18 protein-coding genes are annotated in these 18,344 nt (G+C 69.7%); 16 read left to right on the forward strand and 2 right to left on the reverse strand.

All coding sequences use genetic code 11. The features are described 5' to 3' along the window. Positions 1-10: 10 nt before the first annotated feature. A complete protein-coding gene (locus ACLJPL_RS13865; protein WP_411081105.1) occupies positions 11-1,222 on the forward strand; it encodes an MFS transporter in 1,212 nt (403 codons plus the stop codon). Positions 1,223-1,258: 36 nt separating this feature from the next. On the opposite strand, the gene ACLJPL_RS13870 is transcribed toward ACLJPL_RS13865, so the two are convergent. Continuing rightward, on the reverse strand, positions 1,259-1,747 hold the full coding sequence (locus ACLJPL_RS13870; protein ID WP_411081106.1) for a MarR family winged helix-turn-helix transcriptional regulator: 489 nt from the start codon (positions 1,745-1,747) through the stop codon (positions 1,259-1,261). A gap of 300 nt (positions 1,748-2,047) precedes the next feature. Here ACLJPL_RS13870 and ACLJPL_RS13875 point away from each other — a divergent pair, with 300 nt between their 5' ends. The 11 genes from ACLJPL_RS13875 to ACLJPL_RS13925 all read left to right on the forward strand — a co-directional run bounded on the left by ACLJPL_RS13875 (position 2,048) and on the right by ACLJPL_RS13925 (position 12,607). Beyond that, a complete protein-coding gene (locus ACLJPL_RS13875) occupies positions 2,048-2,485 on the forward strand; it encodes a DUF6069 family protein (protein WP_411081107.1) in 438 nt (145 codons plus the stop codon). Between the two features lie 966 nt (positions 2,486-3,451). Continuing rightward, positions 3,452-3,586, forward strand: a complete 135-nt coding sequence (locus ACLJPL_RS13880) for a hypothetical protein (RefSeq protein WP_411081108.1) — start codon at positions 3,452-3,454, stop codon at positions 3,584-3,586. After that, positions 3,583-3,672: a K(+)-transporting ATPase subunit F gene (gene kdpF, locus ACLJPL_RS13885; protein ID WP_411081109.1), complete on the forward strand. Its 90-nt coding sequence runs from the start codon at positions 3,583-3,585 to the stop codon at positions 3,670-3,672. The genes ACLJPL_RS13880 and kdpF overlap by 4 nt, the downstream gene beginning before the upstream one ends. Positions 3,673-3,680: 8 nt before the next feature. Further along, positions 3,681-5,345 carry a potassium-transporting ATPase subunit KdpA gene (kdpA, locus tag ACLJPL_RS13890; RefSeq protein WP_411081110.1) on the forward strand — a complete coding sequence of 555 codons (1,665 nt, stop codon included), beginning with the start codon at positions 3,681-3,683 and terminating at the stop codon, positions 5,343-5,345. Beyond that, the gene (gene kdpB, locus ACLJPL_RS13895) at positions 5,342-7,447 is read left to right on the forward strand and encodes a potassium-transporting ATPase subunit KdpB (RefSeq protein WP_411081111.1); all 2,106 of its coding nucleotides are present in this window, start codon (positions 5,342-5,344) and stop codon (positions 7,445-7,447) included. The genes kdpA and kdpB overlap by 4 nt, the downstream gene beginning before the upstream one ends. Before the next feature lie 6 nt (positions 7,448-7,453). Continuing rightward, positions 7,454-8,125 (forward strand): potassium-transporting ATPase subunit C, encoded by a 672-nt coding sequence (locus tag ACLJPL_RS13900; RefSeq protein ID WP_411081112.1) that lies wholly within the window; start codon positions 7,454-7,456, stop codon positions 8,123-8,125. Between the two features lie 92 nt (positions 8,126-8,217). Further along, positions 8,218-8,901 carry a response regulator gene (locus ACLJPL_RS13905; protein ID WP_411081113.1) on the forward strand — a complete coding sequence of 228 codons (684 nt, stop codon included), beginning with the start codon at positions 8,218-8,220 and terminating at the stop codon, positions 8,899-8,901. Positions 8,902-8,936: 35 nt separating this feature from the next. Beyond that, complete coding sequence (locus ACLJPL_RS13910; RefSeq protein ID WP_411081114.1) at positions 8,937-11,480, forward strand: DUF4118 domain-containing protein; 2,544 nt, start codon at positions 8,937-8,939, stop codon at positions 11,478-11,480. A gap of 119 nt (positions 11,481-11,599) precedes the next feature. Next, positions 11,600-11,926 (forward strand): PadR family transcriptional regulator, encoded by a 327-nt coding sequence (locus tag ACLJPL_RS13915; protein ID WP_411081115.1) that lies wholly within the window; start codon positions 11,600-11,602, stop codon positions 11,924-11,926. Next, entirely contained in the window at positions 11,923-12,279 is a 357-nt protein-coding gene (locus ACLJPL_RS13920; protein WP_411081116.1) for a DUF1048 domain-containing protein, read from the forward strand. Before ACLJPL_RS13915 ends, ACLJPL_RS13920 begins: the two co-directional genes overlap by 4 nt. Position 12,280: 1 nt before the next feature. After that, complete coding sequence (locus tag ACLJPL_RS13925) at positions 12,281-12,607, forward strand: DUF1048 domain-containing protein (protein ID WP_411081117.1); 327 nt, start codon at positions 12,281-12,283, stop codon at positions 12,605-12,607. Positions 12,608-12,715: 108 nt separating this feature from the next. On the opposite strand, the gene ACLJPL_RS13930 is transcribed toward ACLJPL_RS13925, so the two are convergent. Continuing rightward, positions 12,716-13,213, reverse strand: a complete 498-nt coding sequence (locus ACLJPL_RS13930; protein ID WP_411081118.1) for a hypothetical protein — start codon at positions 13,211-13,213, stop codon at positions 12,716-12,718. Positions 13,214-13,464: 251 nt separating this feature from the next. Here ACLJPL_RS13930 and ACLJPL_RS13935 point away from each other — a divergent pair, with 251 nt between their 5' ends. The 4 genes from ACLJPL_RS13935 (at position 13,465) to ACLJPL_RS13950 (ending at position 18,218) form a co-directional block, all read left to right on the forward strand. Further along, a complete protein-coding gene (locus tag ACLJPL_RS13935) occupies positions 13,465-13,575 on the forward strand; it encodes a class III lanthipeptide (protein ID WP_189430104.1) in 111 nt (36 codons plus the stop codon). A 108-nt stretch (positions 13,576-13,683) separates the two neighbouring features. Further along, positions 13,684-13,794 carry a class III lanthipeptide gene (locus ACLJPL_RS13940; RefSeq protein ID WP_189430102.1) on the forward strand — a complete coding sequence of 37 codons (111 nt, stop codon included), beginning with the start codon at positions 13,684-13,686 and terminating at the stop codon, positions 13,792-13,794. A 114-nt stretch (positions 13,795-13,908) separates the two neighbouring features. Further along, entirely contained in the window at positions 13,909-16,605 is a 2,697-nt protein-coding gene (gene lanKC, locus ACLJPL_RS13945) for a class III lanthionine synthetase LanKC (RefSeq protein WP_411081119.1), read from the forward strand. Further along, positions 16,602-18,218, forward strand: coding sequence for an ATP-binding cassette domain-containing protein (locus ACLJPL_RS13950; protein ID WP_411081120.1), 1,617 nt, complete (start codon positions 16,602-16,604; stop codon positions 18,216-18,218). The genes lanKC and ACLJPL_RS13950 overlap by 4 nt, the downstream gene beginning before the upstream one ends. Positions 18,219-18,344 lie beyond the last annotated feature (126 nt).

An 18,344-nucleotide genomic window follows, 5' to 3' on the forward strand; every position in this document is an offset into this window, starting at 1 on the left:
GAGATATGACATGACCGTTCAAGAAGAGACCGGCCCGCCCTCCGCCTCGCGGAACCAGCCATCCCCGGCCCGGGGATGGCTGGGCGTGGCCGCCATCACCGCCAGCCTGTTCGTCTTCCTCACCACCGAACTGATGCCGATCGGCCTGCTCACCCCGCTCAGCGAGAGCCTCGACGTCTCGGTCGGCGCGGCCGGCCTCATGGTCACGGCGCAGGGCATCGCGGCCGGTCTCGGCGTGCCGTTCATCGTGGCGTGGAGCCGGCGCGTCAACCGGCGCAGACTGCTGACGGCACTGCTGGCCGTCCTGGCCATCGGCAATCTGATCACCTCGATCGCCCCCAACTACCCGCTGATTCTGGGCACTCGCCTGATCATGGGCTTCGCCAGCGGCGTCTTCTGGGCCATCGGCGTCAGCATGGCCATGCGCATCGTCCCCGAGAAGCACGCCAACCGGGCCGCCGCCGTCGTGATGTCCGGCATCTCGATCGCCACCGTGGTCGGCATCCCGCTCGGCACCCTGCTGGAGAGCGCCGGCGACTGGCGGTCCACCTTCCTGATCTGGGCCGGGCTCAGCGCCCTGGTGTTCCTCGCGGTCGCCTTCACGGTCCCGTCGCTGCCCTCGGCCAACGCGGTGTCGGTGCGCGAGGTGTTCAGCCTGCCGGTCAGGAACGTATCGCTGCGGGTGGTCCTGATCATGGTGGTGCTCTTCGTCCTCGGCCACTTCGGCGCCTACACCTTCGTCCGGCCGTACCTGGAGGAGAGCACCTCCGCCGGCGTCGGCTTCATCACCGTCGTCCTCATCGTCTTCGGCATCGGCGGTGCGATAGGCAACTTCATCGGCGGACACACCGTCGCCAAGAGCCTCCGCGGCAGCTTCGTCGTGGGCGGTCTGGTCATGGTCGCCTCCCTGGTCATGCTGCTGACCATCGGCGCGAACAAGGCCGGCGTCATCATCGCCATGGTCCTGTGGGGCCTCGCCTTCGGCGTCGTCCAGCTCAGCCAGATCAACATGACGCTCTCGGCGGCCCCCGAGCGGTTCGAGGCCGCGATGTCGCTCAACACGATGGCCTACAACACCTGCATCGCCCTGGGCGCTCTCGTCGGCGGCCTGTTCGCCGACCATGCGGGTGTCACGAGCGTCGTGTGGTTCGGCGTGGTGCTGGTCGCTCTCGCCGTGATCCTCCGCGCCGCCACCGGCCGGCGGCCCACGCCGGCGAACTGACGCTTTCGACGCCGCCGCCCGCCCCTCGGATCTTCGTCAGATCTTCGTCGAGCGGCGGCGCGGCGGCTGCTCGCACTCGGCGAAGGTCGAAAGACGGCCTTCGACAAGGTGGTTGAGGGCCTCGACGAACGGGGCGCGCAAGTGGGCGGGCAGCGATCCGAGCACGTCGGCCTGCACGGCCGAGACGATCTCGTCCGACCGCGCGACCAGTGCCCTGCCCTTGTCCGTGGCCGCGATGATCCTGGCCCGGCGGTCCGTGGTCGACGGGCGGCGTTCCGCGAGCCCGTCCTTTTCCAGCTTGTCGACGAGCACCACCATCGTCGTCTTGTCCAGGCCGAGCGACTCGGCGATCTGGCTCTGCGTCATGTCCGCCGACAGCGCCCTGTGCAGGACGCAGTGGACGCGCGGGGTGATGTCGAGCCCGGTGAGACCCGCGGTCAGCTCGGTCTGCAACGCGTGGGCGGCCCAGCCCAGAAGAAACGCGAGGTCGACATCGGGAAACGCGGCGGGGTCAGTCGGCTTCATGAAGCCAGGGTAACGAACGGGTTCGCAGTAGACGGTTTCGTACTGGAGCGATTACTGGACGATGGGCACCTGATGTCTCGATATAGATGATGCCGAACGGAACTATATGTTACGGTCCCGTCTTGTGCTCGTCAGTAGCCAGGGCACCCCGAAAAGCCGGACGGCCATGCCGTGTGGGCCACCCCGGCATGCCCGCGTCAGCCGCATCCGGCCCCACCCGGGCCGCCTGGCACGTTCCGGCCCTCCCGGGGCCCGTCCTGACCACTCTTCCGGCCCTCCCGACCACTTACGGAGCCCCTCATGTCCAACGAAACCCGCGCGGCCCGGACCTCCACCCCTCCCACCTCGTCCGTACGCCCCAGGGCCATCGCGGTCGTCGCCGCGACCGTGGCCGCCCTCGTGGTCTGGGGCATCGGCAAGGCGGCGGGCGCCGATCTCGGGGTCGTCCTGTCCAAGGGCGAACCCAAGACGGAGATCGGGTTCGTCGCCATCGCCGTCGTCGGGTTGTTCGCCGCCCTGGTCGGCTGGGGCGTCCTCGCCCTGCTGGAGAAGTTCGTGCCCGCCAAGGCCCTCCTGATCTGGACCGTGCTCGCGAGCGCGGTGACGGTCCTCTCCCTGCTGCCGGTCCTGTCCGCCGAAGCGTCGGGCGGCGCCAAGGTCACTCTCGCCCTGACGCACGTCGCGGTGGCCGCCGTGGCCATTCCCCTGCTGCGGCGCAGCGCGGCACCGAGCCGGTAACGGCCCTTCCACCGGCGGCACTTCGGCCCGGGACCGGGCCCGAGCGCGGGACCCGAGCGCGACCCACCGCACTCCCCGCCCGCCGCGTTCCCTGCCCGCCGCGATCCCCCCCGCCACGGCCCCGCTCGACGCCCGGTCCCCGCTCGACGTGAAGCCCCCGGGAAGCCCCACAGATGCCGCCGCCCCCTCGCCGGCCAGTGATTCAACTGGCCGGCGAGGGGGCGGCCGTTCTCGCCGGTCAGCTCGTTCCTGCGGTCAATGAGCTCTTCGAGCTGACTGCGCAGGTCGCCCATCGTCGGCCGAAGATCATTGAGAAGGGAGGTGGTCTTGGCCGCCTCGGCCTCCACTGCGAGATGCGGCTGCGTCGTCCCGCGTTCGCTGTGGTCGGGGTGCTGGTGCTGCCGGCAGGTCGGGGTGGAGGCTGCGCGGGCCGTCGAACTCGCCACTGCGGAGGACGGGATAGTCCAGAGCGACGAGCCGGCCGAGGTCCAAGGGCCGGGAGTAGCTCTTGAGGGAACGCCGACGTCAGAGCCGCCACACCGGCAGTGACGGAGACGGCCACGTTCAGGGCGTACTCAAGGATCAGCGAGGCGGCGGCCACCAGGCCGGCCGTGATCGGTTCACCGGAGTGCAGGGACAGGGGAGTGCCTTCCACGAGATATGAGTGGGGAGTGAGCGCGGCGTCGGCCCTGCCCGGACGGCCGTCGACGGGGCTTGACGTGATCCGTACGCCCACCCCGGCGCTTTTCACGCTTCTCGATACGCCGTGCCCGCGTATCCCGTGCGGGGGCTGACTCTGCCGCCCTGCGCTGTCCGGCCTGATCCGTTGCTCTCTGCGGTCGGAATGGAACACTTCGTAAACACTCCTCGGTCGGCCGTGTCAGATCGGCGTCAAGGGTTGCCCTGTATTCGTATGGATCCCGTCAAGGTGGCTTACCCCGGGGCTGAACCCGATGTTTGCTCTTCTTGGCCAAAAGGCCGATTCCGTTCCTCGCGTCAATCAATCAGGAGCTTGCGATGGCCGATCTGGCCTTCGTCGTCACCACGGTCGCGGTATTCGCGCTGGTGACTCTCATCGCCCGGGGGGTGACCAAGCTGTGACCGCCGAGAACGTCGTCGGCCTCATCGTGGCCGTCTCCCTGGTTGGATATCTCGTTCTGGCCCTCCTTTACCCGGAGAGGTTCTGAGCGCTGATATGAGTCCCTTCACCGCAGGTGTGATCCAGCTGCTGGCCTTGATAGCCGCTCTCGCGCTGGCATACCGTCCGCTGGGCGATTACATGGCCCGGGTCTACTCCTCCGAGAAGCACTACAAGCCGGAGAATTGGATATACAAGGCCATCGGCGCCAATCCGGCCGCCGAGATGCGCTGGCCCGCCTATCTGCGCGGAGTTCTCGCATTCTCGGCGGTGAGCGTCTTGTTCCTGTATCTGATGCAACGGATACAGGGCTCGCTGCCCGGTTCGCCAGGCTTCTCCTCGATCGACCCGGACCAGGCGTTCAACACCGCCGCGTCCTTCGTCGCCAACACCAACTGGCAGTCCTACTACGGCGAACAGGCCATGGGCCACGTCGTCCAGACCGGCGGCCTCGCGGTGCAGAACTTCCTGTCCGCCGCGGTCGGCATGGCCGTGGCGGTGGCCCTCGTACGGGGCTTCGCCCGCTCCCGTACCGGTGAACTCGGCAACTTCTGGGCCGACCTGGTGCGCGGCACCGTACGCATCCTGGTCCCGATCTCGGTGATCGGTGCGATCGTCCTGGTCGCCTGCGGGGCGATCCAGAACTTCTCCGGCATCCACCAGGTCGGACAGTTCATGGGCGGTGCACAGGAGTGGAACGGCGGGGCGGTCGCCTCCCAGGAGGCCATCAAGGAGCTGGGCACCAACGGCGGCGGTTACTTCAACGCCAACTCCGCCCACCCCTTCGAGAATCCCAACCCCCTGTCCAACCTGTTCGAGATCTTCCTCATCCTGCTGATCCCGTTCGCGCTGACCCGGACCTTCGGCCGGATGGTCGGCTCGCTGAAGCAGGGGTACGCGATCCTCGGTGCGATGGCCGTCATCTGGATCGGGTTCACGGCCCTGATGATGTGGACCGAGTTCGCCCACCGGGGGCCGGCGTTCGAGATCGCGGGCGGGGCCATGGAGGGCAAGGAGACCCGCTTCGGGATCGCCGGCTCGTCGATCTTCGCGGTCGCCACGACGCTGACCTCGACCGGTGCGGTGAACTCCTTCCACTCCTCGTACACCGGGTTCGGCGGCGGCATCACGATGCTGGGCATGCAACTCGGCGAGATCGCCCCCGGCGGTGTGGGCTCCGGCCTCTACGGCATGCTGATCATGGCGATCATCGCGGTGTTCATCGCCGGGCTGATGGTCGGCCGCACCCCCGAGTACGTCGGCAAGAAGATCGGCACCCGGCAGATCAAGCTGGCCGCCTGCTACATCCTCGTCACTCCGGCGCTCGTGCTCGGCTTCACCGCCGTCGCCATGGCCCTGCCCACGCCCGGGGACTCGATGACCAACTCCGGCGCGCACGGCTTCTCCGAGATTCTGTACGCCTATACCTCCGGCGCCAACAACAACGGCTCCGCCTTCGCCGGACTCAACGCCGACACCCAGTGGTTCAACACCACCATCGGCATCACGATGCTGCTCGGCCGGTTCCTGCCGATGGTGTTCGTCCTCGCGCTGGCCGGCTCGCTCGCCGAGCAGAAGCCCGTACCCGAGACCGCGGGCACCTTGCGCACCGACAAACCCCTGTACACGGGGCTGCTCGTCGGCACGATCCTCATCGTCACCGGACTCACCTACTTCCCCGCCCTGGCGCTGGGGCCGCTCGCCGAAGGGCTCGCCTCATGAGCACCGTCACTCCCACTCCCACTCCCACCCGCGCTCCGCACGGAGACCTGCCGCCTTCCGGTGGCAGTGTCGGAGGGGGGCTGTTCGATCCGAAGCAGTTGCTGAAGTCCTTCCCGGACGCGCTACGGAAGCTCGATCCGCGGGTGATGATCAAGTCGCCGGTGATGTTCGTCGTGCTGGTCGGCTCGGTGGTCACCACCATGCTCGCGCTCACCGACCCGACCGACTGGTTCGGCTGGGCGATCACCGCCTGGCTCTGGCTGACCACGATCTTCGCCAACCTGGCCGAGGCGGTCGCCGAGGGCCGGGGCAAAGCCCAGGCCGACACGTTGCGCAAGGCCAAGACCGACACCGTCGCCCGCCGGCTGGCCGGGGCGGGCGAGGAGCAGGTCCCGGGTACCGATCTGCGGATCGGTGACCTGGTGGTCTGCGAGGCCGGTGACATCATTCCCGGCGACGGGGACGTGGTCGAGGGCGTCGCCTCCGTCGACGAGTCCGCGATCACCGGCGAATCGGCTCCGGTCATCCGCGAGTCCGGCGGCGACCGTTCGGCCGTCACCGGCGGGACGAAGGTGCTCTCCGACCGCGTCGTCATCAGGATTACCACCAAGCCGGGCGAGACCTTCATCGACCGGATGATCAACCTGGTGGAGGGCGCGGCCCGGCAGAAGACACCCAACGAGATCGCTCTGAACATCCTGCTCGCGTCCCTCACGATCGTCTTCCTGCTGGCCGTGGTCACCCTGAAGCCGTTCGCGGTCTACGCGGGCGCCGACGACCAGACCTCGCTGATCGTGCTGGCCGCGCTCCTGGTGTGCCTGATCCCCACCACGATCGGGGCCCTGCTCTCCGCCATCGGCATCGCCGGGATGGACCGGCTCGTCCAGCGCAACGTCCTGGCCATGTCGGGCCGCGCGGTCGAGGCCGCCGGCGACGTATCGACGCTGCTCCTCGACAAGACCGGAACCATCACCCTGGGCAACCGGCAGGCAGCCGCGTTCGTCCCCGTCGAGGGCGTGACGGAGACGGAACTCGCCGACGCCGCGCAGCTGTCCTCGCTGGCCGACGAGACGCCGGAGGGCCGCTCGATCGTCGTGCTCGCCAAGGAGAGTCACGGGCTGCGCGAACGCCACCAGGAGGAGCCGGCCGACGCCGAGTGGATCGCGTTCACCGCGCAGACCCGGATGTCCGGCGTCGACCTCGCCGGGCGGAAGGTCCGCAAGGGAGCGACCGGCGCGGTCGCGGCCTGGGTGAAGGAGCGGGGCGGCAGTGAGTCCGAGGACGCGCAGGTGCTCAACGACCGGATTTCCCAGGCTGGTGGCACGCCGCTGCTGGTGGCTGTGGAAGACGCTCGGGGCGTACGCGTCCTCGGTGTCATCCACCTCAAGGATGTGGTGAAGGAGGGCATGCGGGAGCGGTTCGAGGAGCTGCGCCGGATGGGCATCCGTACGGTGATGATCACGGGCGACAACCCGCTGACCGCGAAGGCGATCGCAGAGGAGGCGGGGGTCGACGACTTCCTGGCCGAGGCGACGCCCGAGGACAAGATGGCGCTCATCAAGCGGGAGCAGGCCGGGGGCAAGCTGGTCGCGATGACCGGCGACGGCACCAACGACGCACCCGCCCTGGCCCAGGCCGACGTCGGCGTCGCGATGAACACCGGCACCTCCGCCGCCAAGGAGGCCGGGAACATGGTCGACCTGGACTCCAACCCCACCAAACTCATCGAGATCGTCGAGATCGGCAAACAACTCCTCATCACCCGGGGCGCGTTGACGACGTTCTCCATCGCCAACGATGTCGCGAAGTACTTCGCGATCATCCCCGCCATGTTCGCCGTGGCGTACCCCTCGCTGGACCGGCTCAACATCATGGGCCTCTCCTCGCCCGAGTCCGCGATCCTCTCCGCGGTCATCTTCAACGCGCTGGTCATCGTCGCGCTGGTGCCGCTCGCCCTCAGGGGCGTCCGCTACCGGCCGGCCGGCGCGGACAGGATGCTGCGCCGCAACCTCGCCGTCTACGGACTCGGTGGCCTGATCGCCCCGTTCATCGGCATCAAGCTCATCGATCTGCTCCTCTCCCTCATCCCCGGAATCGGCTGATCCGCCATGACCAACAACACCGTCAGCACCACCGCACGGGTGCTCGGGGCCGGGCTCCGCGCCCTGCTCGTCCTCACTCTCGTCTGCGGAGTGATCTACCCGCTCGCAGTCACCGGCGTCGTCCAGGCCCTGTTCAACGACCAGGCCAACGGCTCCGAGATCAAGGACAAGGAAGGCCGGGTCGTCGGCTCCTCCCTCATCGGCCAGCGCTACGACCTCCCGCTGAAGGACGGCGAGGAGTCACCTGCCCCGGACCTGAAGTGGTTCCAGCCGCGCCCCTCCAACGGTCTCGGCAGCAACAGCGTCAACACCCAGTACGACCTGATCCTCTCCGGAGCCACCAACCGCTCCGGCGACAACGAGGAACTGATCCAGTGGGTGAAGGACGCCAAGACGGCCGTGGTCAAGGACAACTCGACCGCGACGTACAAGGTGAAGCCCACCGACGTCCCGGCCGACGCCGTCACCTCGTCCGGCTCCGGCCTGGACCCGCACATCTCACCCGCGTACGCGAAGCTCCAGATCCACCGGGTCGCGGAGGAGAACGGCCTCGACGTCGAGGAGGTGGAGGATCTGGTTGCCGATCACACGGCCGGCCGGGTCCTCGGCTTCATGGGGGAACCCCGGGTGAACGTGCTGGAGCTGAACACCGCGCTCAGGAACCTGACTCAAGGCTGATGAAGCTGAGCCGCGGGACCGGAAGCCGGTGGGGTGCGGAAGACGCGCACCCCACCGGCTCCCCCCACAACCAAGGAGAAAGTGCACACCCCATGCCCCGGGTGCTCGTAGTCGAAGACGACACACAACTGGTACGCGCCCTCAGGATCAACCTCCAGGCGCGTGCGTACGACGTCGATGCGGCCTCCGACGGCAGCACGGCTCTCCGGCTCGCCGTCGCCCACAAGCCCGACGCCATCCTGTTGGACCTCGGCCTGTCGGACATGGACGGCGTCGAAGTCATCAAGGCGATCCGGGGGTTGAGCCAGGTGCCGATTCTGGTGCTGTCCGCGCGCCATCTGTCCGAGGACAAGGTCCGCGCCCTGGACGCGGGCGCCGACGACTACGTGACCAAGCCGTTCAGCATGGACGAACTGCTGGCCCGGCTGCGGGCGGCCACCCGGCGACGCCAGGAGACCGCCGAGGCCGAGGCGCAGAACGTCGTGACGACGGACGTATTCACCATCGACCTGGTGGCGAAGAAAGTGTGGCGCGGAGCCGATGCCGTCCGGCTGACCCCGACCGAGTGGCATCTGCTCGACATGCTGGTCAGCAGCCCCGGCCGCCTGGTGTCACAGCGGGTGCTCCTGCGGGAGGTGTGGGGGCCCACCTACGTGGAGAACACCAACTACCTTCGGGTCTACATGGCCCAGCTACGACGCAAACTCGAAGCCGACCCGGCCCACCCGCGGTATCTGATCACCGAGGCGGGCATGGGCTACCGCTTCGAACCTTGATGCGTGCACCCACCACGGAAGAACGAGAAGTCATCATGGGACGCGGAAAGCTGCGGATCTACCTCGGTGCGGCGCCGGGCGTCGGCAAGACGTACGCGATGCTCTCCGAGGCCCACCGGAGGGTGGAGCGGGGCACCGATGCGGTCGTGGGGTTCGTTGAGCACCACAACCGGCCGCGGACCGAGGTGATGCTCCAGGGGCTGGAGCTCCTGCCCCGCCGGGAGCTGGAGTACCGGGGGGCCAGGTTCACCGAGATGGACGTGGACGCGGTCCTGGAACGGGCTCCGGCCGTGGCCCTGGTGGACGAGCTGGCCCACACCAACGTGCCGGGCTCCCGGAACGCCAAGCGCTGGCAGGACGTCGAGGAGCTGCTGAAGGCCGGGATCGACGTCGTATCGACGGTGAACATCCAGCACCTGGAGTCGCTCGGCGATGTCGTGGAGTCGATCACCGGGGTACGGCAGCGCGAGACGGTCCCCGACGAGGTGGTGCGGCGGGCCGACCAGATCGAGCTGGTCGACATGTCGCCCCAGGCGCTGCGCCGCCGGATGGTGCACGGCAACATCTACCGGCCGGACAAGATGGACGCGGCTCTCTCGAACTACTTCCGCCCCGGCAACCTCACGGCCCTGCGCGAGCTGGCCCTCCTGTGGACCGCGGACCGGGTCGACGAGTATCTGAGGCAGTACCGGGGCGAGCACGGCATCCGGACCACTTGGCAGGCCCGCGAACGCATCGTCGTCGGCCTGACCGGCGGGGCCGAGGGCCGCACCCTCATCCGCCGCGCCTCCCGCCTCGCGGAGAAGGGGGCCGGCGGTGAGGTGCTGGCCGTCTACATCGCCGCCAGCGACGGGCTGAAGTCGGTGTCGCCCAAGGAACTAGCCGTCCAGCGCACCCTGGTCGAAGATCTCGGCGGCACCTTCCACCACGTCATCGGCGACGACGTCCCCTCGGCGCTGCTGGACTTCGCCCGTGGGGTCAACGCCACCCAGATCGTCCTCGGCGTCAGCCGCCGCAAGTCCTGGCAGTACATGCTCGGCCCCGGCGTCAGCGCGACCGTCGCCCGTGAGTCGGGTGCGGACCTGGATGTCCACATGGTCACCCACGACGCCGCCGCCCAGGGCCGGGGGCTGCCGATCGCCCGTGGCGCCCGGCTCGGCCAGGCCCGGATCATCTGGGGCTGGCTCGTGGGCATCGCCGGGCCCGCCCTCCTCAGCCTGCTGCTCAAGACCGTCGTTCCCGATCTCGGGCTCGCCAACGACATGCTGCTGTTCCTCACCGCCACCGTCGCGGCAGCCCTGCTGGGCGGCATGCTGCCCGCCCTCGCCTCGGCGGCCTTCGGCTCCCTGCTGCTGAACTACTACTTCACCCTGCCCCTGGGCCGGTTCACGGTCTCCGACCCGAAGAACATCGTCGCCATCGTGATCTTCGTCGGTGTGGCCGTCTCCGTCGCCTCGGTCGTCGACCTGGCGGCCCGCCGTACCCACCAGGCCGCCCGGCTGCGCGCCGAGTCGGAGATCCTCTCCTTCCTCGCGGGCAGCATTCTGCGGGGGGAGAACTCCCTCGACGCCCTGCTGGAACGGCTCCGGGAGACCTTCGCCATGGACTCCGCCGCCCTGCTGGAACGGGCGAGTGAGGTCGAGCCCTGGACCTGCGCGGCGGCCGCGGGAGCCCCGCCCGTCGACCGCCCCGAGGACGCCGACGTCGACATACCTGTGGGGGAGAACCTGGCCCTGGTCCTGACCGGCCGGGCGCTGCCCGCCGAGAACCGCCGGGTCCTGGGCGCCTTCGCCGCCCAGGCGGCCGTGGCCCTGGACCGCCGGCGCCTGGTCGGCCAGGCCGAGGAAGCACGGAAACTGGCCGAGAGCGACCGCTTTCGCACCGCCCTCCTCGCCGCCGTCAGTCACGACCTCCGCACCCCTCTGGCCGGAATCAAGGCATCGGTCACCTCACTGCGCTCCCACGAGGTCGCCTGGTCGGAGACCGACCGCGAGGCCCTGCTGGAAGGCATCGAGGAAGGGGCCGACCGCCTCTCGGCGCTCATCGGCAACCTCCTGGACATGTCCCGCCTCAACACAGGCACCGTCGTACCCCTGATCCGGGAGACGGACCTGGACGAAGTGGTCCCCATGGCCCTGGGCGGGGTCCCCGACGGCAGCGCGGAACTGGACATCCCGGAAACCCTGCCCATGGTCGCCGTCGACCGCGGACTGCTGGAACGCATCGTGGCCAACATCGTCGAGAACGCCGTCAAGTACAGCCCGGAGAACGTCCCCGTCCTCGTCTCCGCCAGCAGCCTGCACGACCGGGTCGAGCTCCGCGTCGTCGACCGCGGCCCCGGCGTCCCCGACACGGCCAAGGAACACATCTTCGAACCGTTCCAGCGCCTCGGAGACGCCCCACGAGGCGCCGGCGTCGGGCTCGGTCTGGCCGTCGCACGCGGCTTCACCGAGGCGATCCGCGCCACCCTCACCGCCGAGGACACTCCGGGCGGCGGTCTCACCATGGTCCTGTCCCTGCCCGCCGCCGCAGCCGTCCCGCAGGCCCCGCCCGAGACACCTCCCGCGTCCCCGGTGTAGACGTCCCCGATGTAGACGTCCCCGATGTGGACGAGCTCTTCGCGCAACCCGGTACTCGGTGATACTGTGTAGTGGTACTCGGTACTACGCAGTACCACTCGAGTGAGGAGGACTCAGCGATGGACGGCCTGACGGAGATGATGAAAGGGACGCTCGAAGGGTGCGTGCTCGAAATCATCGACCGCGAGGAGACCTACGGGTACGCCATCACCCGCCAGCTGAACGAGCTCGGCTTCGGCGATGTCATCGAGGGGACGGTGTACACCATCCTGCTGCGGCTGGAGAGGAACAAATTCGTCCAGGTGACGAAACGTCCGTCCGGGGTCGGTCCGCCGCGCAAGTTCTACGCGCTCAACGACGCCGGGCGTGAGGAACTCGCGATGTTCTGGACGAAGTGGCAGTACGTCTCATCACGCATCGACAAGCTCAAGGAGGGCGGGAGATGAACTTCTGGGAAACCATCACCGGCAGCGATCTCACCAGGGAGTGGAAGGCGTTCGACGTCAGGGCCGCGGCTCTGCCCGACGACTACCGGGCGGCGTGGGGGCAGATCCAGACCCACCTCCTGCCCCACGCGAACTTCACCGGCCGCAATCTGATGCCGATCCTGGACTCCGCGCTGGGGCTCCTCGAAGAAACGGCGGCGGAGGGGCAGAGCGTCCACGAAGTGCTCGGCGACGACATCCCGGGCTTCTGTGCGGCTCTGGCCGGAGGCGAAGGGGCGCGAACCTACCGCGACCGGTGGCGTGAGCAGCTGAACAAGAACGTCGCGAGGAAACTGAACCGGCTGGGGGGCTGACATGGGCATCCAGGACATCATCGAAGGCAAGAAGCAGTGGCGGGCCCACAGGGCTCGGGTCAAGGCACTTCCGCCCGACTACCGGATCGTCTACGAGGAGATGCAGAAGTACTTCTTCAAGGTCGGCCCGGTCGACCTGCCCGACGGGCCCCTGCTCCCCGGGATCGTCGACTTCTTCGAGGAGGGAGTCGCCGCGGGCAAGGGGGTCCTCGAACTCATCGGCACGGACGTCGCGGCGTTCTGCGACGATCTGGTCAAGGACTCACGCACTTACGCGGACATCTACCAGGAGTCCGTCAGCAGGGCATCCGGCACCACCGAGAAGTAGCGCCCCTCCTCCCATCGGCGGGCCCGGCCCGCAGGCGAACGTACTGCCGGGGCGGCGACGCGGGCTGCCTCGCCCACCCCCACCCTCGCCCGCACCCCCTGACCGCGCTCAGGGGGTGCGGGCGAGGGTGTCGGCGGCGGAGCGGAGGAGGCCGGGGGCCAGCTCGCGGTGCTCGGCAGAGTACTTGGTCCAGCGACGCCGGCCGCGGGCGGTGTGGTAGCGCACGAAGGTGCCCAGCGAGGTCGCGGGGTCACCGGCCTCGTCCGCGGTGCGCACGACGAGATGGAAGGTGTACGCGCGGGAGCGGGCCTCCATCCGGATCCACCCCGGCCCGCGGTCGCCGACCGGCCAGCCCGCGACCTGCCCCGGGCGGCGGCGCCACCGCGGGCGCAGCCGCAGCCCCATCACCACCCGCCACAGCAGCTGGGCCCGCACCCCGATGACGTCCTCGAACATCGTCCGCGCCCACTCCTCGGCGGAGTGCCCGGTGCGGGGGTGGCCGGTGAGGGTGAACGCGTCCGCGTAGTCGGGGGTGTCCATGGCGCCGAGGGCGGCGAGATCGGGTGGGATCGCGGTGGGGTCGAGGTGCTGTGTCACCTTGCTCATAAAAGAAACATACAAGCGTGTATGTATGTCGGCAAGGCGGGCGGGTCAGGGCGGGGCGCCGGCCGGACGGAGGCGGGTGGATCGTTGGTACCCGCATTCATGGGTGGGGACGGGGCGACCGGGTGGGGGCAGGAGGGATCGGATTATGGGGGCGGAGCTCCCATGTGGCCCGCGCCCGGGGGGCGTTGACTCGGGATCGCCGCCCGCCCGGGCGGCAAGCCCACCGCAGCCGTACCCCAAGGAGGAGTCCCATGAGTGTGCTCAAGCTCCAGACCCTGCAGCCGTCCACCTCGGCGGCGAACCGTGGCCCCGTGAGCCTCACCAGCAGCAGCAGCTCCTGCTGCACCACCCAGCCGAACTGATCGCGCGCGGCCCGGGTGGAGCCGCACCGGCGTCTTTGCCCGGGCCGCCGTCACCGGTGATCCGGGGGTGAACACCCCACCCCCGTCCGTACTTCGGGAGGAATCCAGATGAGTGTGCTGAAGCTCCAGACCCTGCAGCCGTCCACCTCGGCCTCGGCCCGTGGCCCGGTCAGCCTCACCAGCAGCAGCAGCACCTGCTGCACCACGAAGCCGAAGTAAACCCCGGGCGGTCCGGGCGCGGGCGCCTGACGCCCGCGCCCGGACCGCTTCGCCCGCGCCCCGCCGGCCACCGCTTCGACCCGCGGCCCCCGGACGACGACCACAGAGGCTGACATGCGCGACGAACGTTGGATCAACCGCTTCCTCTTCGCCTGGAACGACACCCTCTTCTTCGACCCGCTGGACGTCTACTACCACCCGCGGGAGGACCACTTCCTCGCCGGGTTCGACGAGCGTACCCGGGCGCGTTTCGTCCGCAGCGGGATCTGGTGGAGCCACCGGCACAACCCCGAACTGCCCGCGCAGGGCTGGAAGATCCACGTGTCGGCGGACCACCGCAGCGTGTACCGGGTGGCGGACGAGGTGATCCGCCACCTGGTCGACCGGGAGGCCGACTTCAAGATCGCCCTCGACCTCAACGTGTACGAGATGCTCAACTCCAAGGGCATGTCCCGGGGCAGCGGCGGCAAGCTGGTCACCGTCTACCCGCGCGATGAAGCGGAGTTCCGCTCCTGTCTGGCCGACCTGGCCCGGCTGCTGGACGGCGTCGAGGGCGCGTACGTGCTGTCCGACATGCGCTACCGGGACAGCCGTGCGCTGTACTTCCGCTACGGCCAGTTCCTGCACTCCCGGGCGGTGGACGTGCTCGGGCGGCCGGTGGCGCACATCGAGGGGCCGGACGGTCCGGTGCCCGACGACCGGCAGCCCGGATACGCCCAACCCTGGTGGGTGGAGTGGCCGTTCCATGACTGGAAGCCGGCCGAGGAGCCGGAGGACGACGGGCTGCTGGGCGGCCGCTTCCGGGTGACCGGGGCGATCCAGTTCTCCAACAGCGGTGGGGTCTACACCGCCGAGGACACCGCGGACGGGGACCGCAAGGTGGTGCTGAAGGAGGCCCGCCCGCACACCAACCCCAATCCGCGGCAGGGTCACGACGCGGTGGACATCCTGGCCCGGGAGTGGATGTTCCTGAACCGGCTGGCCGACGTGGGGGCCTATCCGCGGCCGATCGCGTACTTCGAGCACTGGGAACACCACTACATCGCCGAGGAGTTCGTGGAGGGCGCCGACATCCGTACGGTGCTGCTCGCCGACAACCCGCTGGCCCGGCCCGGCTTCGACCTGGAGCGGTCGCGCGACTTCCTGCGGCTCTTCGTGGACGTCTTCCGCGCGCTGGCCCGGGCGATCCGGGCGGCCCACGAACACGGCGTGATCCTGGGCGACTTCACCCCGGCGAACCTGCTCATCGACACCACCACCCACGAGGTGACCATCGTCGACCTGGAGGCGTGCCGGCTGATCGAGGCGCCGGGCACGGAGGGGGGCGACGACGCGGCGCTGGCGAAGCCGGTGGAGCTGTTCACCCCGGGCTTCAGCCTCTCCGGGCACCACTACCGGGCGGCGGGTCCGGAGGGCGACCTGTTCGGCCTGGCGACCACCATGGCGTACTTCGTCTTCCCGATCGCCGCCATGTCCTATCTGCGCACGGACATCCTGGACAGCTACCGGGTCTTCGTCGACGCGCTGGGCTGGCCGGAGCGGATCCACACCCTGATCATGGACCTGGCCGCGAACCGGATCACCCTCACCGAGGTGCTGGAGGAGCTGGGCGACGGCTCGGAGCTGGTCGACCGGGTGACGGTCGCGCCGCCACCCCCGGCGCTGCCGGAGCCGGAGCGGCTGGCGGAGGCGGAGGCCGGGGTGGCCGCGTTCGTCACCGCGGTGGCCGATCCCGGGCGTGCCACGCTCTTCCCGGTGGACCCGTTCGCGCACGTCACCAACCCGCTGAGCCTGGGTTTCGGGGCGGGCGGAGTGCTCTGGGCGCTGCACGCCTCGGGTGTGCCGGTACGGCCGCGGTGGCGCGACTGGCTGGCCGAGCGGATCGCCGACCTGGACGTACGCGACTACCCGGACGGGCTGATGGCCGGTCTCGCGGGCATCGCCTGGACGGCCGACGAACTCGGACTGGGAGCGCGGGCACGGGAGTTGCTCGGCCACGCAAACCGGCGGGCGCTCGCGGTCGGCGACCACACCTTCTACTACGGCCTCAGCGGCCTGGGCGTGACCAACCTCCGGTTCTTCCACCACGGCCGGGACCCGGGCGACCTGGCCGCCGCCCGGGAGTGCGCGCGGGCGTTGCGCGAGCGCGCGGTGCGCTCGGACGGACTGGCCCACTGGCGCAACGAGTTCACCGGGGAGGAGCCGCTGACCGGGCTGGGCTTCGGCCAGGCCGGGGTGGCGCTCTTCCTGCTGCGGATGCACCAGGTGACCGGCGAGGAGGAGTGGCTGCGGCTCGGACGGGAGGCGCTGGCCTGGGAGATGAGCCGGCTCAAGGAGCTGGACGACGAGGGCCGGAAGATGTTCGAGCACGAGGGCACGATGGAGCCGTACGTGGAGGTGGGGTCGGCGGGCGTGGCGCAGGTGCTGCTGCGCTACGGCGACCTGGACGCCGCCCGGGAGGTGCTGCGCGGTCTGGAGGTGCGCTTCTCGGTGCTGCCGGCGTACTGCTTCGGGCTCACCGGGGTGGCCGACGCGCTGCTGGACGCGGCCGAGTTCACCGGCGACCGCGCCTACCGGGACACCGCACTGCGCCAACTCGACTACGTGCGCTCGGTCTTCCTCTTCGAGCCGGCCGAGCGCTTCGGGGTGCCGCGCGGGAACGACGGGCCGGTGCCGCTGGGCGTCCCCGGCGAAGGACTGCTGCGTTGCTCCACCGACTACCTGACCGGCTCGGCCGGGGTGCTGCGGGTGCTGCACCGGGTCAACCACGGCGGCCGGCCCGACTTCCTGCTGGACGAGGTGGCGCCGTGAAGGAGCTGTGGGAGACCCTGCGCGGGCACCGCCCCCGGTTCGTGGCGATCCTGATCGCCGAGGCGAGCACCGGCGGGATCGAGGCGCTGCTGCACCCGCTGTTGCTCAAGGCGCTGTTCGACCAGGCGATCATGACCGCCGACCTGCACCGCTTCGTCTTCCTCGGCGGCTGCTACCTGGTGCTCGGCATCAGCCTCAACCTGGCGGCGTTCTGGATCTCCTCGTGGCGCAGGCGCTTCGAGAACGCGTTCATGCTGACGCTGGAGACCGAGCTGCTGGACCGTACGCTCGGCCTGGACAGCCGCAAGCTGACCGGGCCCGGGAACGCCTCGTACGTCAGCCGGATCCACAACGACGTCAGCGAGGGCGTACTGCCCGCGATGGACGTCTGCATCCGGATCGGCCGGACGCTGGTCTCCTCGGTGGTCTTCGTCGGTGTGCTGCTCTACTTGTCCTGGCAGGCCAGCCTGATCCTGCTGGTGATCGTGCCGCCGCTGGTGGTCGTGAGCAACCGGCTGGCCAAGCGGATCGAGGACAACACCGAGCCCGAGCGGGAGGCCGAGGCCGGCTACGTCAGCCGGCTCACCCGCACCCTGGAGTCCTTCCACGCGCTGCGCGGCCTGCCCGCGCTGCTGCCGGGCACCCGGGCGGTCAACCGGCGGGCGCTGGGCGGTTTCCTGGACCTCACCTACGTCAACTACCGGCTGTCGCTGAAGCAACGGACCCTCAGCGACCTGGTGATGAACCTGTCGGACACCGCGTCGATGGTGGTCGGGGCGTTCTTCGTGTTCACCGGCCGGATGTCCTTCGGCAGCTTCCTCGCCTTCGTGAACTCGCTGTGGCGGGCGGTCTCCGGGATCTTCGACCTGATCAACATGATTCCGCAGGCCCGGCGGAGCAACGCGGTGCTGCGGCGGATCCGGTCGCTGCGCGACTCCCCCCGGTCCCGCTACGCCGACGAGGGCCCCGCCGTACGGCTGCGCGAGGTACGGGTCCGCTACGACGACACCGCGGAGGCGCCGGACACCAAGGAAGTGCCGGTCGCCGACTTCGACCTGGGCACCGGAGAGCGCGTCCTGCTCCGCGGCCCCAACGGCTGCGGGAAGACCACCCTGCTGCACGTCGTCGCCGGGACCCTCGCCCCGGACGCCGGTACGGTCGTCCTCCCTCCGAGGGTGGCGAGCCTGACCGCGCCGGTGAACCTCCCGCCGCTGCCGGTGGGTGAGTTGGTGCCGGACGAGGAGCTGCGCGCCGCGCTCGGCCTGGACGGGCTGACCGACCAGCTCCCCTCGCACCTCTCCTCCGGACAGCGGCAACGGGTCGGGGTGGGCGCGCTGTTGAGCGAGGACGCGGACGTCTACCTCGCCGACGAGCCGTTCGCCAACCTCGACGAGCTCGGCCGGGACGTGGTGTTCCGGGAGCTGAGCGGGCGGACCGAGGGGCGGGCCCTGCTGGTGGTGCACCACGGCGACGAGGTCCTGGACAGCCGTTTCGACCGCGTGGTCACCCTGACCCCACCGCCGAAGCCGGGCCCGGCGCCGGGCCCGGGGGCGGCGGAGCGGCCCACCCCGCGCCGGCTGACCTCCGCCCACCCACCGGTCTCCTCCCCGTGAACCGGCCGGCACCACAGCACCCCGAAACCTCCGGCCGCCGGCAGGACCGGCGGAGAGGGCCGGACGGGCGGGGTGAGCGAGCCCGTACCAGCGCCCGCGGAGCCGGTGTCCGGGCTCCCCGGGGGC

Origin of the sequence: Streptomyces sp. cmx-18-6, assembly GCF_046548915.1 — a bacterium.
GTDB lineage: Bacteria > Actinomycetota > Actinomycetes > Streptomycetales > Streptomycetaceae > Streptomyces.

Coding starts and splice junctions, on each gene's coding strand:
- ACLJPL_RS13865 (WP_411081105.1), top strand. CDS start 11: ATGACCGTTCAAGAAGAGACCGGCCCGCCCTCCGCCTCGCGGAACCAG.
- ACLJPL_RS13870 (WP_411081106.1), bottom strand. CDS start 1,747: ATGAAGCCGACTGACCCCGCCGCGTTTCCCGATGTCGACCTCGCGTTT.
- ACLJPL_RS13875 (WP_411081107.1), top strand. CDS start 2,048: ATGTCCAACGAAACCCGCGCGGCCCGGACCTCCACCCCTCCCACCTCG.
- kdpA (WP_411081110.1), top strand. CDS start 3,681: ATGAGTCCCTTCACCGCAGGTGTGATCCAGCTGCTGGCCTTGATAGCC.
- kdpB (WP_411081111.1), top strand. CDS start 5,342: ATGAGCACCGTCACTCCCACTCCCACTCCCACCCGCGCTCCGCACGGA.
- ACLJPL_RS13900 (WP_411081112.1), top strand. CDS start 7,454: ATGACCAACAACACCGTCAGCACCACCGCACGGGTGCTCGGGGCCGGG.
- ACLJPL_RS13905 (WP_411081113.1), top strand. CDS start 8,218: ATGCCCCGGGTGCTCGTAGTCGAAGACGACACACAACTGGTACGCGCC.
- ACLJPL_RS13910 (WP_411081114.1), top strand. CDS start 8,937: ATGGGACGCGGAAAGCTGCGGATCTACCTCGGTGCGGCGCCGGGCGTC.
- ACLJPL_RS13915 (WP_411081115.1), top strand. CDS start 11,600: ATGGACGGCCTGACGGAGATGATGAAAGGGACGCTCGAAGGGTGCGTG.
- ACLJPL_RS13920 (WP_411081116.1), top strand. CDS start 11,923: ATGAACTTCTGGGAAACCATCACCGGCAGCGATCTCACCAGGGAGTGG.
- ACLJPL_RS13925 (WP_411081117.1), top strand. CDS start 12,281: ATGGGCATCCAGGACATCATCGAAGGCAAGAAGCAGTGGCGGGCCCAC.
- ACLJPL_RS13930 (WP_411081118.1), bottom strand. CDS start 13,213: ATGAGCAAGGTGACACAGCACCTCGACCCCACCGCGATCCCACCCGAT.
- ACLJPL_RS13935 (WP_189430104.1), top strand. CDS start 13,465: ATGAGTGTGCTCAAGCTCCAGACCCTGCAGCCGTCCACCTCGGCGGCG.
- ACLJPL_RS13940 (WP_189430102.1), top strand. CDS start 13,684: ATGAGTGTGCTGAAGCTCCAGACCCTGCAGCCGTCCACCTCGGCCTCG.
- lanKC (WP_411081119.1), top strand. CDS start 13,909: ATGCGCGACGAACGTTGGATCAACCGCTTCCTCTTCGCCTGGAACGAC.